Source organism: Mesorhizobium sp. 2RAF45 (genome assembly GCF_052115225.1).
GTDB lineage: Bacteria > Pseudomonadota > Alphaproteobacteria > Rhizobiales > Rhizobiaceae > Mesorhizobium > Mesorhizobium jarvisii.
On sequence record NZ_JBFRGG010000003.1, the window covers coordinates 546159 to 559001 of the forward strand.

Sequence of the window (12843 nt, forward strand, 5' to 3'; positions counted from 1 at the left end):
ATCCTGCCCGTGTGCATGGATGAGACAGAATGAAATCGCTTTCCGCATTGATCGCAATCGCCGCCTTGTTTGGCGGCGTTCAGCTGTTTCATAACGGCAATGGGCAAAGCGTCGCCGAAGAGGTCACGCGGTCCAGCACCTACAGGCTGGTCGCCAATGGCGATGAGGGAGCCTGCGCGGTGAGCCGCGGGGCCGAAATTTCGGATGGCCTGTCCCTGCTTACTGTTGCTCCGACATGCCGTCGTCTGATCCCTGGCATAGAACGGGCAAAGTTCTGGCGCGAACAGAATGACGGCACGGTCGCCTTCAGCGCCAACGGCGTCGATCCGATCGTCACCTTCGCCGTGGCCGACGGCGACGGTTACGAATCCTATGCGCCAGCCACGCCCTTGCTGTCGCTGGCGGGCGGCCGCAGGACCGGCGACTGACTACTCCGCCGCTGCCCGTGCCCCGGCCTTCGCGGCGGCGTGCAGGCGCACCGCATCGCCGAACGCGCGAAAAATCTTGGCCGAGTTGCTGTCCGAGTTGACCCAGTACTCCGGATGCCACTGGACGCCGACGGCAAAGGCTCGGGCGCCCTTGACCGAAACCGCTTCGACCGTGCCGTCGGTGGCGACAGCCTCGATCTCGAGCTTCGACCCGAGCCGGTCGATCGCCTGGCGGTGCAGTGAATTGACCTTGATCTCACCGGCGCCGAACACACCGGCCAGGCAACTGCCTGGTTTGATCGAAATGGCCTGGTGAATGGCGAAGCGCTCGTCCTGGTGGTCGCTCACCGGCGCGCGGTGGTCGAGCGAACCCTCGCGCTCCTGGATCTCGGTGCCCAGCGTGCCGCCGAGCGCCACGTTCAACTCCTGGATACCGCGGCAAATGGCGAGCAGCGGCACGCCGCGCTCGATCGCCCGGCGGATCAGCGGCAGCGTGGTGGCGTCACGCGCCGGATCATAGGGACCGTTGGCTTCGCTGGCATCGCCACCATAGAGCGAGGGGTGCACGTTGGATTTCGAACCGGTGACCATGACGCCGTCGACCGAGGATAGGAGTTCATCGAAGTCGAGCCTGTCGCCGAACGACGGCACCAGCAGCGGAAACACGCCGGCGCCGGCAACCGCCGCTTCCAGATATTGCTGCGGGGCGGCATGCCAGGTGTAGTTGTCGAACTGACGGACGTCGGTCGATATGGCGACGAGCGGCTGGTGCATTTTGGGTCTGTTTTCCATCTTGCAAGGGATATCCTGCCTGCAAAATAGGCGATCCCTGGGCATTTTTCCATGCCAAGTTTTGGCGTGTCGCATGGACCACGAAGTCGTCTGTTAGACTATAGTTGCAGGGTCGCACGGCTTGGTCACCAAATCCGGTCGCCGTGCTGGACTAGCCTTCTCGCCTGTGTATTGTTTCGGCCAACCGATGCGGGAGCCCGAGGATTTCCCGGATGTCGGTCTGTTGATCCAAAAGGGAGGAACTGCATGGATCGTCGTTCATTCATTCGCAAGGCCGGTGTGACCGGCGTCGGCGCCGCGGCGGCGGCGGCAACGCTTGCGGCCCCGGCAATCGCCCAGTCCAATCCCAAGGTGACATGGCGGCTGGCATCGTCCTTCCCGAAATCGCTCGACACCATCTATGGCGGCGCCGAGGTGTTCTCCAAGATGCTGTCGGAAGCCACCGACGGCAATTTCCAGATCCAGGTCTTTGCCGCCGGCGAACTCGTGCCCGGCCTGCAGGCCGCCGATGCCACCACGGCCGGCACGGTCGAAGCCTGCCACACGGTGGCATATTATTACTGGGGCAAGGACCCGACATGGGCGCTCGGCGCGGCGGTCCCCTTTTCGCTCAACGCGCGCGGCATGAATGCCTGGCACTACCATGGCGGCGGCATCGACCTGTTCAATGAGTTCCTCGCCACGCAAGGTCTCTTCGGCCTGCCGGGCGGCAACACCGGCGTGCAGATGGGTGGCTGGTTCCGCAAGGAAATCAACACGGTCGCCGACCTCTCCGGCCTCAAGATGCGCATTGGCGGATTCGCCGGCAAGGTGGTGCAGAAGCTCGGCGTCGTGCCTCAGCAGATCGCCGGCGGCGACATCTATCCGGCGCTGGAAAAAGGCACGATCGACGCCGCCGAATGGGTCGGCCCCTATGACGACGAGAAGCTCGGCTTCTACAAGGTCGCGCCCTACTACTACTATCCCGGCTGGTGGGAAGGCGGCCCGACCGTGCATTTGATGTTCAACAAGGCGAAATACGAAGAGCTTTCGCCGGCCTACAAGTCGCTGCTGCGCACCGCCGCGCAAGCCGCCGATGCCGACATGCTGCAGAAATACGATTATGTGAACCCCGCGGCGGTGAGGCGGCTGGTCGCCGGCGGCGCCAAACTGCGTCCGTTCAGCCAGGAGATCATGGCCGCCTGCTTCGAAAAGGCCAACGAGGTCTACGCCGAAATGGAAGCCTCGAACGCGCCGTTCAAGAAGATCTGGGAATCGATCAAGGGCTTCCGCAAGGAGCACTATCTCTGGGCGCAGGTGGCCGAGTACAATTACGACACCTTCATGATGGTCCAGCAGCGCAACGGCAAGCTGTAAAAACGGTCCCATCGCGTTTGTTGAAGAGACCCCGGGCGACATGCCCGGGGTCTTTCTTTTTCAGGTCCGTGAGGAGCCGACCTCGACCAGTATTCCGCCCGGCGCCATGCAGTAGAACGTCGTCGATTTGAAGCCGCCGCGTGCCAGGTCCTCGACCTCGCCCGGCGCGAAGCCTGCTTCGGTCAATTCGGCCTGCTTGGCGTGTACAAGCTCTGGGCTGCCAACGAATAAGCCGACATGAAAATTGTCGGGATAGGTAGCAGGCTCTCCCTTGCCCGGCGCCATCAGGTTGAGGGCAAAGCCATCGGCTCCACGCAGGATCGCGAAGGCATCCTTGCCGCGCATGGCGACAAGTTCGAAGCCGAAATGGCTGGTGAAGAAGCCGGCAAGAGCCGCGACCTCCGATGTGATGAGGTTGAGATGGTTCAGTTTCATGGTCTTTGTCCTGTCACGGTTGAAGCGCGGACAGGCTTGGCTGCGGACCGAGAACCGGCGGGACCGTGACATCAGGAAATCCGGACATGACCCAACCGGCCCGCGGGCTTTCGCCTCGCTTGCCGGCTGCGGGTTCTCCCGCACGTTCATGCGGCGAACAGGCCTCCGCCCAGGAACGGAAGAGACCGGACTACCGAACCGGTCATGTCTTTTTCGGCGCTGGCTGGATAGCCGATCGGCGGCGTGACGGCAAGCGGGTCCGGCGCGACTGGTCCTCGGCTCAACCCCGTCGCGGCACCACCAGAACCTTGACCTCGCCGGGCGCCGGCGGGTTGGCGATCACATCGGCCGCCTCGTCGAGCGGCACCAGCCTGGAGATCAGCCGGTCGATCTCGATCGCGCCCGACGCGATGAGCTCGGCGGCGCGGCGATGCGTGTAGGGATTGAGGAATGAGCCGACCACCTTCAACTCCCGAAACAGCAAGTCAAAAGGTTCGAATTCCGCCTTCATGCCTTGCGGCGTCAGGCCGACAATGACGACCGTGCCGCCGGCCCTTGCCAGTCGCATCGATTGCTCGACGGTGTCGCGCACGCCAGCGCATTCGAACACCACGTCGGCGCCGCCCGGCATCAGGCCCGCGGGGCCTGCGATGGCATCGATGACGTCGCCGGCGGTGGGATCGACCGTCGCCGTCGCGCCGAGCGCCTCGGCAAGCGCGCGCCGAGAAGCCTGCCTGGTCGACAGGATGATGGTCGTGGCGCCGGCCAGTTTTGCCAATTGCACGGTCAGCAGGCCGATCACGCCGCCGCCCAGCACGATCACCGAGCTGCCCGGCCTGATCTGCGCAAGGTCGACGCCATGCAGGCAGCAGCCGAGCGGCTCGCAGAAGGCGCCATGCGTCGGCGGCAGATCGGCGGGCAGGATGAAAGCCTGTTTCTGCGGCAGCACGACATACTCGGCAAAGCCGCCATCGCGATGGATGCCGATGGCGTTGAGATTGCGGCAGAGATTGACCCGGCCGGCATGGCATTGCGGGCATCGTCCGCAGGCGATGTTGGGGTCGCCGGTGACGCGGTCGCCGACGGCAAAGCCGGAGACGGTGTCGCCGATCGCCTCGATGATGCCCGAAAATTCATGTCCGGGCGTCACCGGCGGCCGGCAGGGGAATTCGCCATGGAAAAGATGCCGGTCGGTGCCGCAGACGCCGCAAGCCTCGATCCGCACCAGAAGCTCGTCCGGGCCGGCGACAGGTTTGCCGACTTCGCGCAGCGCAATGCTGCCAACCGCCTCCAGCCGCACCGCTTTCATGGCGCCGTCCCCATCAATTGAAGCTCGGCGGCTGCGAGAGGTCAGGCGCGGGCGTTGCCGGCTTGGCCGGCGGCGCATCGCCGAAACTCGGCGGTTGCGACAGGTCCGGCGTACCGGGCGCGGCCGGTGCGCTGCCGCCATTGGCGGGGGCCGTGCCACCAGCCGGCGGTGTACCGAGCGGCGACAGGCCGGGCACTTCCGGCACCTTGTAGTCGATCGTGCCCGGATCGGTCACCGTGGCCTTGTAGCGCATCACCATTTGCGGGAAGGCGATGGTCAGCCCGATCATCACCACCTGGATCAGCACGAAGGGCACCGCGCCCCAATAGATCTGGCCGGTCGTCACCGGCGCGATCTGCTTGCCGGTAAGGCGGTCGAGATAGGGCACGCGCGCGGCGACCGAGCGCAGGTAGAACAGCGCGAAGCCGAAGGGCGGATGCATGAAGCTGGTCTGCATGTTGACGCCCAGCAGCACGCCGAACCAGATCAGGTCGATGCCGAGCTTGTCGGCCGCCGGCGCCAGCAGCGGCACGATGATGAAGGCCAGTTCGAAGAAATCGAGGAAGAAGGCCAGGAAGAAGACGAGGATGTTGACGCCGATCAGGAAGCCGACTTCGCCGCCCGGCAGCGAGGTCAAAAGGTGTTCGACCCAGATGTGGCCGTTGACGCCGTAGAAGGTGAGCGAGAAGACGCGCGCGCCGATCAGGATGAACAGCACGAAGGACGACAGCCGCGTCGTCGAGGTCAGTGCCTGCTTGATCACGTCCAGCGACAGCCGGCCTTTTGCCGCCGCCATGATCAATGCGCCGACAGAGCCCATGGCGCCGCCCTCGGTCGGGGTGGCGATGCCGAGGAAGATGGTGCCAAGCACCAGGAAGATCAGTGCCAGCGGCGGGATCAGCACGATGACCACCTGCTGTGCCAGCCTGGACATCATGTTGAAGTTCAGACGTTTGTCGGCAATTGCCACGATGTAGATGAAGAGCACCCCTACGGTGGCGCCGAGAATGTCGGCATTGTCGCCATGGGCTGGCGCGAGATAGCGATACGCGGCATAGGAGATGGCCACCGCCACCACCAGCGCCACCAGCAGCGACAGAACACCGTGGCCGAGCGTGCGTGCTTCGAGCGGCAGCGCCGGCGCCATTTTCGGCCGGAAGATCGATACGATGAGGATGTAAAGCGCGTAGAGGCCGGTCAGCACCAGACCCGGGATCAGTGCGCCGGCGTACATGTCGCCGACCGAGCGGCCGAGTTGGTCGGCAAGCACGATCAGCACCAGCGATGGCGGGATGATCTGGGCCAGCGTGCCGGATGCCGCGATCACACCGGCAGCCAGCCGGCGGTCGTAGCCGTAGCGCAACATGATCGGCAGCGAGATCAGACCCATGGCGATGACGGATGCCGCCACCACGCCGGTGGTCGCCGCCAGCAGCGCGCCGACGAAGATCACCGCATAGGCGAGGCCGCCGCGGATCGGACCGAACAACTGGCCGATCGTGTCGAGCAGATCCTCGGCCATCCCGGATCGCTCGAGCACGATGCCCATGAAGGTGAAGAACGGAATGGCCAGCAGCGTGTCGTTAGACATCACCCTCGAGCCGTAGAAATTATCCGGCAGTGCGTGCAGAAGCGGCCAGGCGAGATTGATCGATCCACCAGAATAGGGCGAGAGGAGCACGCCGATGAAGAAAAACATCAAGCCGTTGGCGGCCAGCGAGAAGGCCACGGGGTAGCCGATCAGCAGGAAGATGATCAGCGAGGCGAACATGATCGGCGCCATGTTCTGGGCGATGAATTCCATCACGAGCGCACCTCGTCGGCCAGTGCCTTGGCTTCGAGTTCGGCTTGCTCATGTGCCGATATGAACGGATTGGGGTCGTCCATGTCGCCGCGCATGATGGCGATCTTCTTGATGATTTCGGAGATGCCCTGCAGCGCAAGCAGGAAAAAGCCGACCAGCAGGATGGCCTTGGCCGGCCAGATGATGAGACCGCCGGAATTGTTGGACATCTCGCCGCTGCGAAACGACAGCGAGACGTAGGGAACGAAATAGATGACCATCAGCGTCACGAACGGCATCAGGAAGAGGAGATGGCCGAGAAGGTCTATCCAGTGCTGTACGCGGCGTGAAAACAGGCCGTAGACAATGTCGATGCGGATATGCTCGTTCTGCTTCAGCGTATAGGCGGCGGCCAGCATGAAGGCGGCGCCGAACAAATACCATTGCAGCTCCAGCCACGCATTCGACGAAATGTCGAAGATCTTGCGGATGACGGCGTTGGCCGCGCTCACCAGGATCGCCAGCAGGATCAGCCAGGATACCGATTTGCCGATGAATTCGTTGAGGCGGTCGATGCCTCGTGACAGAGCGAGCGGCCCTTGCATGCAGTCCTCCCTTGTAGCGGAGGCGTGCCGGTTCCCCCTGCCGTCACGCCTCGTGGCCCAACGGTATGCCGCGCGTGGCCGGACGGGTCAACACGCATGGAGGCAGCAAAACGGTATCGGATGGAGAGCGGGGCCGGACAAGGGCGCTCTGCCCCGCGTCATGCAACCAAAGTCTGATGGTTCAGACGACTTTGCTCGTGTCGCGGCCGGCGCCGATGAGGATCAGCATGGCCACCAGGAACAGATACATCCACGCATCGCGCCATTCGATTGGGAAATAACCGGCCCACAGTGATTCGGCCATGCCGAAGGCGGCCGCGCCAAGCGCTGCCCGTGGCGGCGAGAGATAGCCGCCGACTGCCGTCACGAACAGGATCTTCAGGCCGTAGACGAGGCCGGAACCGAAGCTGACATTGCCGTAGTAGAGGCTGGCCATGACGCCGGCCAGCGCGGCGCAGAAGCCGCCGAGCAGCACGGCATGGCGGAACACGCCGCGCACATCAACGCCGCACAGGGCGGCAGCGCGCGGGTCGTCGGAGACGGCGCGCCAGCGCCGGCCGAAGCTGGAGCGGGCAAACGCTGAGGTGGCGAGTGCGACCGCCGCCAGCACCACCGCGCAGTCGAGCACCTGGATCAGCGTCAGCGTCGCCTTGAAGCCGGCGCCTTCGGCGAAAACGATGGGCTGTGCCAGCATTGGCGGCAGCCACAGATCATGCGTGTCGGCGGCGATGCGGCTTGCTTCCGACAGGACGATCAGGATGCCCAGCGTCGTCACCACAATCGCATTGGGCGAGCGGTCGGCCAACGGTTCGAAGACGCTGCGCGATAGGACGTGGCTGATCAGCGCGGCATAGAGGAATGCCGCGACGACGCCGAACAGCACCGACGCCAACAGCGTCAGCCACAGCACCTGGTAGCCGAAGGCGACGCTCAGGATCATTGCCTGGCCGCTGAAGGCGAACAGCGCGCCATAGGCGAGGTTGGTGCGGTGCAGGATGCCGTTGATCAGCACGTAGCCGAAGGCGAGCAGCGCATAGAGCGCGCCGGAGTGCAGCCCGTTCAGCACCTGCTGGAAGAAATAGAGCATGCTCAACAACACCAAAAGCATCTCGCCGACAGCGGTCGGGACGACGGAATGCTCGAGACAAAGGCGACGATACCGTGCGCAACGGAGGTTTGCATCGCCGAATCTAACTTGTCAAATGCGATTTATCGGTTAGATTTTGCATCATGACAGTTGCTTGGACCCCGCACCGCTTCACCGGCGGCCTGCTTGCGCTCGATACGGCGAACACCGTCGTGCTGCGCGGCGATCCGGAGCGCACGTTCGATCGTTTTGACGATCCGGCCGAAATCGCCCGCTTCGCCGACGCGGCCAGCGGCTTTCGCGCCGCCGAGCTTGGGGACCGGCGGCTGACCGTGTCCTCGCCGAGGGCAATCGCGCCTGTCGTGCTGTCGATCCGCGAGACGACAGACCGGCTGTTTCGCGGCGCGGTGTCGAATGGGTCAGTCGCCACCGCCGACCTGCCAGACTTCCTGCGTGCCTGCGCCGAGGGCCTGGCCGGCAGCCGGACCGAGATCGGCGCGCCGGGAAGGCCGTTCGGCGATCCGGCGGCGCCTATCGCCTTCGAGGCGGCGCTGGCGGTCTCGGCCCTTTCGCTGCTGCGCGACGACACGGTCGCGCGGCTCAGGATCTGCCCCAACTGCACCTGGCTGTTCGTCGACAGAAGCCGCAATTCCAGCCGGCTTTGGTGCGACATGGCGGTGTGCGGCAACCGGCAGAAGGCAAGTCGTCACTATCGCCGCCGCCGCATGGCGGCCCATGAGGTCAAGGATGCCTAGAGGATTTTCACGCGCGCTCGTTGCCGGCGCCATGTTGATTGCCGCAGCGACCCTCGGCGCCTGCCGCGACACCGGCGGCGAGGGCAAGCTGTTCGAGGTTTCCGGCAAGATATTTGTCTTCAACTACCGTCTCGCCAGGGCGACCTATGTCGTGACGCTACGGCCCCTGCAGCCGATGGGCGAGGGTCAGGTGGCGGTTGCCAGCTTCCAGAATCCCGCCGGCGGTGCGCCCTTGGTGGTCGAGCAGAAGGTCTGGCCGAAGCTCGACAAGGTCAGCCTGGAGAGCCCGGCGCTGACCTGCATCGTCAAGAACAAGCCCTACGCCATCGCCATCAGCATCAAGGGCGCCGACGGCGCGGTCCTGCAGAAGATCGACACCACGCTGATGTCGACGGAAGACCAGTCGATCCTGCCCGACCGGCCGCTGGTCATGGACCAGCTCTATACGCCCAATCCCGATCTCGCCGGCCATCCCGACGGCAAGCTGCCGGGCGAGCCGAAGCCGGACTGCTCGAAAGCCGGCTGACACCTTCAGACGGTATCGATTCCGGCCGGAGTTTTCGTGCGCCGAGGCACTCTCGACGTGCGGTTTCGTGCGCGCTCCAGCACCCGCCGGACTGTTTGTTGCGCGTTGCCTGGCTCCTGCGATTTTGTTTGACCTCACTTGCAAGGGGAGAAAGGATGCGTCATCCGACCCCGACGTTGGCTGCCTGCTCCCGCGCGGCCTTCGCAGAGGAAATGCCTGATGACGCTGCATGATGTCGCGCTCGACGACAAGTTCGACCTCGGGAAGGAGCGCATCTTCCTGTCCGGCGCGCAGGCGGTCATCCGCATGCTCCTGATGCAGCGCGAGCGCGACCGCCGCGCTGGCCTGAACACCGCCGGTTTCGTCTCCGGCTATCGCGGCTCACCGCTCGGCGGCCTCGACATGCAGCTGTGGAAGGCCAAGAAGCAGCTCGCCGGGGCCGACATCGTCTTCCAGCCCGGCCTCAACGAGGAGCTTGCCGCCACCGCCTGCTGGGGATCGCAGCAGACGGAACTCCTGGGTGAGGGCACCCATGATGGTGTCTTTTCCGTCTGGTACGGCAAGGGTCCGGGCGTCGATCGTTCGGGAGACGTGTTCCGCCACGCCAATCTCGCCGGCTCATCCAAGCATGGCGGCGTGCTTGCGCTGATGGGCGACGACCATATGGCCGAATCCTCGACCAACGCGCACGCAACAGAATTCCTCTTCGTCGACACCATGGTGCCCATCCTCAACCCGGCCGGTGTCCAGGAGATCATCGACTACGGTCTGTACGGCTTTGCGATGTCGCGTTTTGCCGGCACCTGGGCGGCGATCAAATGCGTCAAGGACAACATCGAATCGACGGCCTCGGTCGATGCCTCGCTCGAGCGCTTGAACATCGTCGTGCCGGAATTCGACATGCCGCCGGGCGGCCTCAACATTCGCCACGAGATCGATATGCTCGGCCAGGAGGAGCGGCTGCACGAATACAAGCGTGCCGCAGCCTCCGCCTTCATCCATGCCAACGGGCTGAACCGCATCGTCTATTCGGGCGGCCGCAACCCCAAGCTCGGCATCATCACGCTGGGCAAGAGCTATCTCGATGTCCGCCAGGCGCTGGAGGACATCGGCATCGACGAGGCGGCCGCCAACCGCATCGGCATCAGGCTGTTCAAGGTCGGCTGCCCCTGGCCGCTCGACCTGCAGCACATCGCTGACTTTGCCCGCGGCCTCGACACCATCGTCGTCGTCGAGGAGAAGCGTTCGCTGATCGAGGTGCAGCTGCGCGAAAGCCTCTATGGCACCGCCTCGCAGCCGGTCATCGTCGGCAAGAAGGACGAGCGCGGCGATTGGCTGTTTCCGGCCAAGGGCGCGCTTGATCCCAACGAGATCGCCATTGCCCTTGGCGAGAGGATCGTCAAGACCATCGGCCCGTCGGAGGAGATCTCGGCGCGGGTCGGCAAGCTGCGCCAGTTCCAGGCGATGCTAGCCGATGCCACCGACATCGGTTCGCGCACGCCCTTCTTCTGTTCCGGCTGTCCGCACAATTCCTCGACCAAGGTGCCGGACGGTTCGATCGCCGCCGCCGGCATCGGCTGCCATTTCATGGCGCTTTGGATGGATCGCAACACGCTGGGCTTCACGGCCATGGGCGGCGAGGGCGCGCAATGGGTCGGCCAGGCGCCGTTCTCGAAGCGCGGGCACATCTTCCAGAATCTCGGCGACGGCACCTACAATCATTCCGGCACGCTGGCGATCCGCTTCGCTTTGTCGAGTGAGGCCAACATCACCTACAAGATCCTCTACAACGACGCCGTGGCCATGACCGGCGGCCAGCCGCATGAGGGCGGCCTGACGGTCGACATGATCGCCAGGCAGGTGCGGGCCGAAGGCGTCGACCGCATCGCCATCGTCACCGACGAGCCGGACAAATACGCCGGCAAGGCCGAATTTCCGGCCGGCGCCACCATCCATCACCGCGACGACCTCGATCTCGTCCAGCGCGAGCTGCGCGACGTCAAGGGCGTCTCGATCCTGCTCTACGACCAGACCTGTGCCGCCGAAAAACGCCGGCGGCGCAAGCGCGGCACCTTTCCCGATCCCGACAAGCGCGTCTTCATCAACGAACTGGTCTGCGAAGGCTGTGGCGATTGCGGCGTGCAGTCGAACTGCGTCTCGATCCAGCCGGTCGAGACCGAATTCGGCCGCAAGCGCAAGATCGACCAGTCGAGCTGCAACAAGGACTTCTCTTGCGTCAACGGCTTCTGCCCGTCCTTCGTCACCGTGCACGGCGCCAAGATCCGCAAGGCTGAGGGCCTTGCCGGCAAGACCGATCCGCTTGACGGCGTCCCGACACCGGCCGAATTCCCGCTGGGCGCCGAGGGCTGGGCGGCGATCATCGACGGCGTCGGCGGCACCGGCGTCGTCACCGTTGGTGCCGTGCTCGGCATGGCGGCCCATCTCGAGGACAAGGGCTGCGGCATGATCGACATGGCTGGCCTCGCCCAGAAGGGCGGCTCGGTATTCACCCATGTCCGCATCGCCCGCACGCCGGACGACATCCATGCCATCCGCGTCTCGGCTGGTAAGGCCGACCTCGTGCTTGGCTGCGACCTCGTCGTGTCGGGTGCCAAGAAGGTGCTGACCGCAGTGCGCGAGGGCCATACGATCTTCCTTGCCAACACCGCGGAGATCATGCCCGGCGAGTTTGCCCGCTCGGCGGATTTCTCCTTGCCGATCGAGCGCCTGAAGAAGGCGATCCGCACCGCCGCCGGCGACGACAAGGCGCATTTCTTCGATGCCACCCGCACCGCCACGGCGCTGTTCGGCAATTCGCTCGGCGCCAACATGTTCATGCTCGGCTTTGCTTTCCAGCATGGCGGCCTGCCGCTGTCGGCGGAGGCTGTCGAGAGGGCGATTGAGCTCAACGGCGAAGCGGTGGCGATGAACATCGCCGCCTTCCGCTGGGGCCGCCGCGCGGCGCACCAGCCGGATTTCGTGCGTGGCCTCGTCGCCCAGCCAGGCAAGGCAGGAGAGACGGCCCCGGTCGCGCACTCGCTGGACGAGATCATTGCCCGCCGTGTCGCCTTCCTGACCGCCTACCAGAACACCGCCTATGGCAAGCGCTATGCCGACAGGCTGGCGCTGCTGCGCGCCGCCGAGGCCAGGGCCGTGCCAGGCTCGACCGCCGTGACCGAGGCGGCGGCCAGGAACCTGTTCAAGCTGATGGCGATCAAGGACGAATACGAGGTGGCGCGGCTCTACACCGACGGCTCCTTCGCCGCCGAGTTAGGCAAGCAGTTCCAGAGCTATGAAAAACTCGAATTCCATCTCGCCCCGCCGATCATGGGCCGTCGCGGCAATGACGGCAGACCGCGGAAGTCGAGCTTCGGCCCCTGGATGATGAAGGGATTCCGCCTGCTGGCGGCGCTGAAGGGCCTGCGCGGCACCGCTTTCGACCTTTTCGGCTATACCGCCGAACGACGCATGGAACGGCAGCTTCTGGCGCAATATGAGGGCGATCTTGAGCTCGTCGCCAGGTCACTGGCGCCTGATAAGGCCGAGGCGGCGGTCGCTCTGGTTTCGGTTCCCGCGCTCATCCGTGGTTATGGCCATGTCCGGCAGGCCAGCGCGGAAAAGGCCGCGGGCGAGCGTCGAAGACTGGTCGAGCGCCTGTCCAGCCCGCCGACGCGGGCGGAACTCCAGGCCGCCGAGTGATCCAAAAAGCCTCTGAAATCAGGCATTTCAAGCCAAGCTAAAGGTTTTTTAATGGGACTATGCCAAGG

The 12843-nt window shown here is 64.6% G+C and carries 11 protein-coding genes; 5 read left to right on the forward strand and 6 right to left on the reverse strand.

Features of this window, described 5'->3' with window-relative positions; translation table 11 throughout:
* The first annotated feature begins 29 nt into the window (after positions 1–29).
* Positions 30–428 carry a hypothetical protein gene (locus AB4Z43_RS12075; RefSeq protein WP_019862751.1) on the forward strand — a complete coding sequence of 133 codons (399 nt, stop codon included), beginning with the start codon at positions 30–32 and terminating at the stop codon, positions 426–428.
* Here the strand turns inward: AB4Z43_RS12075 and AB4Z43_RS12080 are convergent, their stop codons facing one another.
* Entirely contained in the window at positions 429–1202 is a 774-nt protein-coding gene (locus AB4Z43_RS12080) for a gamma-glutamyl-gamma-aminobutyrate hydrolase family protein (RefSeq protein WP_027047665.1), read from the reverse strand.
* Positions 1203–1466: 264 nt separating this feature from the next.
* Between AB4Z43_RS12080 and AB4Z43_RS12085 the strand changes: the two genes are divergently transcribed.
* The gene (locus AB4Z43_RS12085; RefSeq protein WP_441937589.1) at positions 1467–2576 is read left to right on the forward strand and encodes a TRAP transporter substrate-binding protein; all 1110 of its coding nucleotides are present in this window, start codon (positions 1467–1469) and stop codon (positions 2574–2576) included.
* A gap of 60 nt (positions 2577–2636) precedes the next feature.
* Here the strand turns inward: AB4Z43_RS12085 and AB4Z43_RS12090 are convergent, their stop codons facing one another.
* From AB4Z43_RS12090 to AB4Z43_RS12110, 5 genes are all read right to left on the reverse strand, one after another.
* Positions 2637–3011: a VOC family protein gene (locus tag AB4Z43_RS12090; RefSeq protein WP_038653722.1), complete on the reverse strand. Its 375-nt coding sequence runs from the start codon at positions 3009–3011 to the stop codon at positions 2637–2639.
* A gap of 280 nt (positions 3012–3291) precedes the next feature.
* Positions 3292–4320 (reverse strand): zinc-dependent alcohol dehydrogenase family protein, encoded by a 1029-nt coding sequence (locus AB4Z43_RS12095; RefSeq protein WP_064984397.1) that lies wholly within the window; start codon positions 4318–4320, stop codon positions 3292–3294.
* Between the two features lie 13 nt (positions 4321–4333).
* Positions 4334–6124: a TRAP transporter large permease gene (locus AB4Z43_RS12100; protein WP_019862756.1), complete on the reverse strand. Its 1791-nt coding sequence runs from the start codon at positions 6122–6124 to the stop codon at positions 4334–4336.
* On the reverse strand, positions 6124–6708 hold the full coding sequence (locus AB4Z43_RS12105; protein WP_019862757.1) for a TRAP transporter small permease subunit: 585 nt from the start codon (positions 6706–6708) through the stop codon (positions 6124–6126). The genes AB4Z43_RS12100 and AB4Z43_RS12105 overlap by 1 nt, the downstream gene beginning before the upstream one ends.
* A gap of 181 nt (positions 6709–6889) precedes the next feature.
* A complete protein-coding gene (locus AB4Z43_RS12110; protein ID WP_019862758.1) occupies positions 6890–7795 on the reverse strand; it encodes a branched-chain amino acid ABC transporter permease in 906 nt (301 codons plus the stop codon).
* Positions 7796–7938: 143 nt separating this feature from the next.
* Between AB4Z43_RS12110 and AB4Z43_RS12115 the strand changes: the two genes are divergently transcribed.
* The 3 genes from AB4Z43_RS12115 to AB4Z43_RS12125 all read left to right on the forward strand — a co-directional run bounded on the left by AB4Z43_RS12115 (position 7939) and on the right by AB4Z43_RS12125 (position 12775).
* Positions 7939–8550: a CGNR zinc finger domain-containing protein gene (locus AB4Z43_RS12115; protein WP_019862759.1), complete on the forward strand. Its 612-nt coding sequence runs from the start codon at positions 7939–7941 to the stop codon at positions 8548–8550.
* Positions 8543–9076: a hypothetical protein gene (locus AB4Z43_RS12120; RefSeq protein ID WP_080643856.1), complete on the forward strand. Its 534-nt coding sequence runs from the start codon at positions 8543–8545 to the stop codon at positions 9074–9076. Before AB4Z43_RS12115 ends, AB4Z43_RS12120 begins: the two co-directional genes overlap by 8 nt.
* A 219-nt stretch (positions 9077–9295) precedes the next feature.
* Positions 9296–12775, forward strand: coding sequence for an indolepyruvate ferredoxin oxidoreductase family protein (locus AB4Z43_RS12125; protein ID WP_441937593.1), 3480 nt, complete (start codon positions 9296–9298; stop codon positions 12773–12775).
* The last annotated feature ends 68 nt before the right edge of the window (positions 12776–12843 follow it).

Excerpts from the sequence above, each read along its gene's own strand:
- AB4Z43_RS12075 (WP_019862751.1), top strand. The coding sequence starts at position 30 with ATGAAATCGCTTTCCGCATTGATCGCAATCGCCGCCTTGTTTGGCGGC.
- AB4Z43_RS12080 (WP_027047665.1), bottom strand. The coding sequence starts at position 1,202 with ATGCACCAGCCGCTCGTCGCCATATCGACCGACGTCCGTCAGTTCGAC.
- AB4Z43_RS12085 (WP_441937589.1), top strand. The coding sequence starts at position 1,467 with ATGGATCGTCGTTCATTCATTCGCAAGGCCGGTGTGACCGGCGTCGGC.
- AB4Z43_RS12090 (WP_038653722.1), bottom strand. The coding sequence starts at position 3,011 with ATGAAACTGAACCATCTCAACCTCATCACATCGGAGGTCGCGGCTCTT.
- AB4Z43_RS12095 (WP_064984397.1), bottom strand. The coding sequence starts at position 4,320 with ATGAAAGCGGTGCGGCTGGAGGCGGTTGGCAGCATTGCGCTGCGCGAA.
- AB4Z43_RS12100 (WP_019862756.1), bottom strand. The coding sequence starts at position 6,124 with ATGGAATTCATCGCCCAGAACATGGCGCCGATCATGTTCGCCTCGCTG.
- AB4Z43_RS12105 (WP_019862757.1), bottom strand. The coding sequence starts at position 6,708 with ATGCAAGGGCCGCTCGCTCTGTCACGAGGCATCGACCGCCTCAACGAA.
- AB4Z43_RS12110 (WP_019862758.1), bottom strand. The coding sequence starts at position 7,795 with ATGCTCTATTTCTTCCAGCAGGTGCTGAACGGGCTGCACTCCGGCGCG.
- AB4Z43_RS12115 (WP_019862759.1), top strand. The coding sequence starts at position 7,939 with ATGACAGTTGCTTGGACCCCGCACCGCTTCACCGGCGGCCTGCTTGCG.
- AB4Z43_RS12120 (WP_080643856.1), top strand. The coding sequence starts at position 8,543 with ATGCCTAGAGGATTTTCACGCGCGCTCGTTGCCGGCGCCATGTTGATT.
- AB4Z43_RS12125 (WP_441937593.1), top strand. The coding sequence starts at position 9,296 with ATGACGCTGCATGATGTCGCGCTCGACGACAAGTTCGACCTCGGGAAG.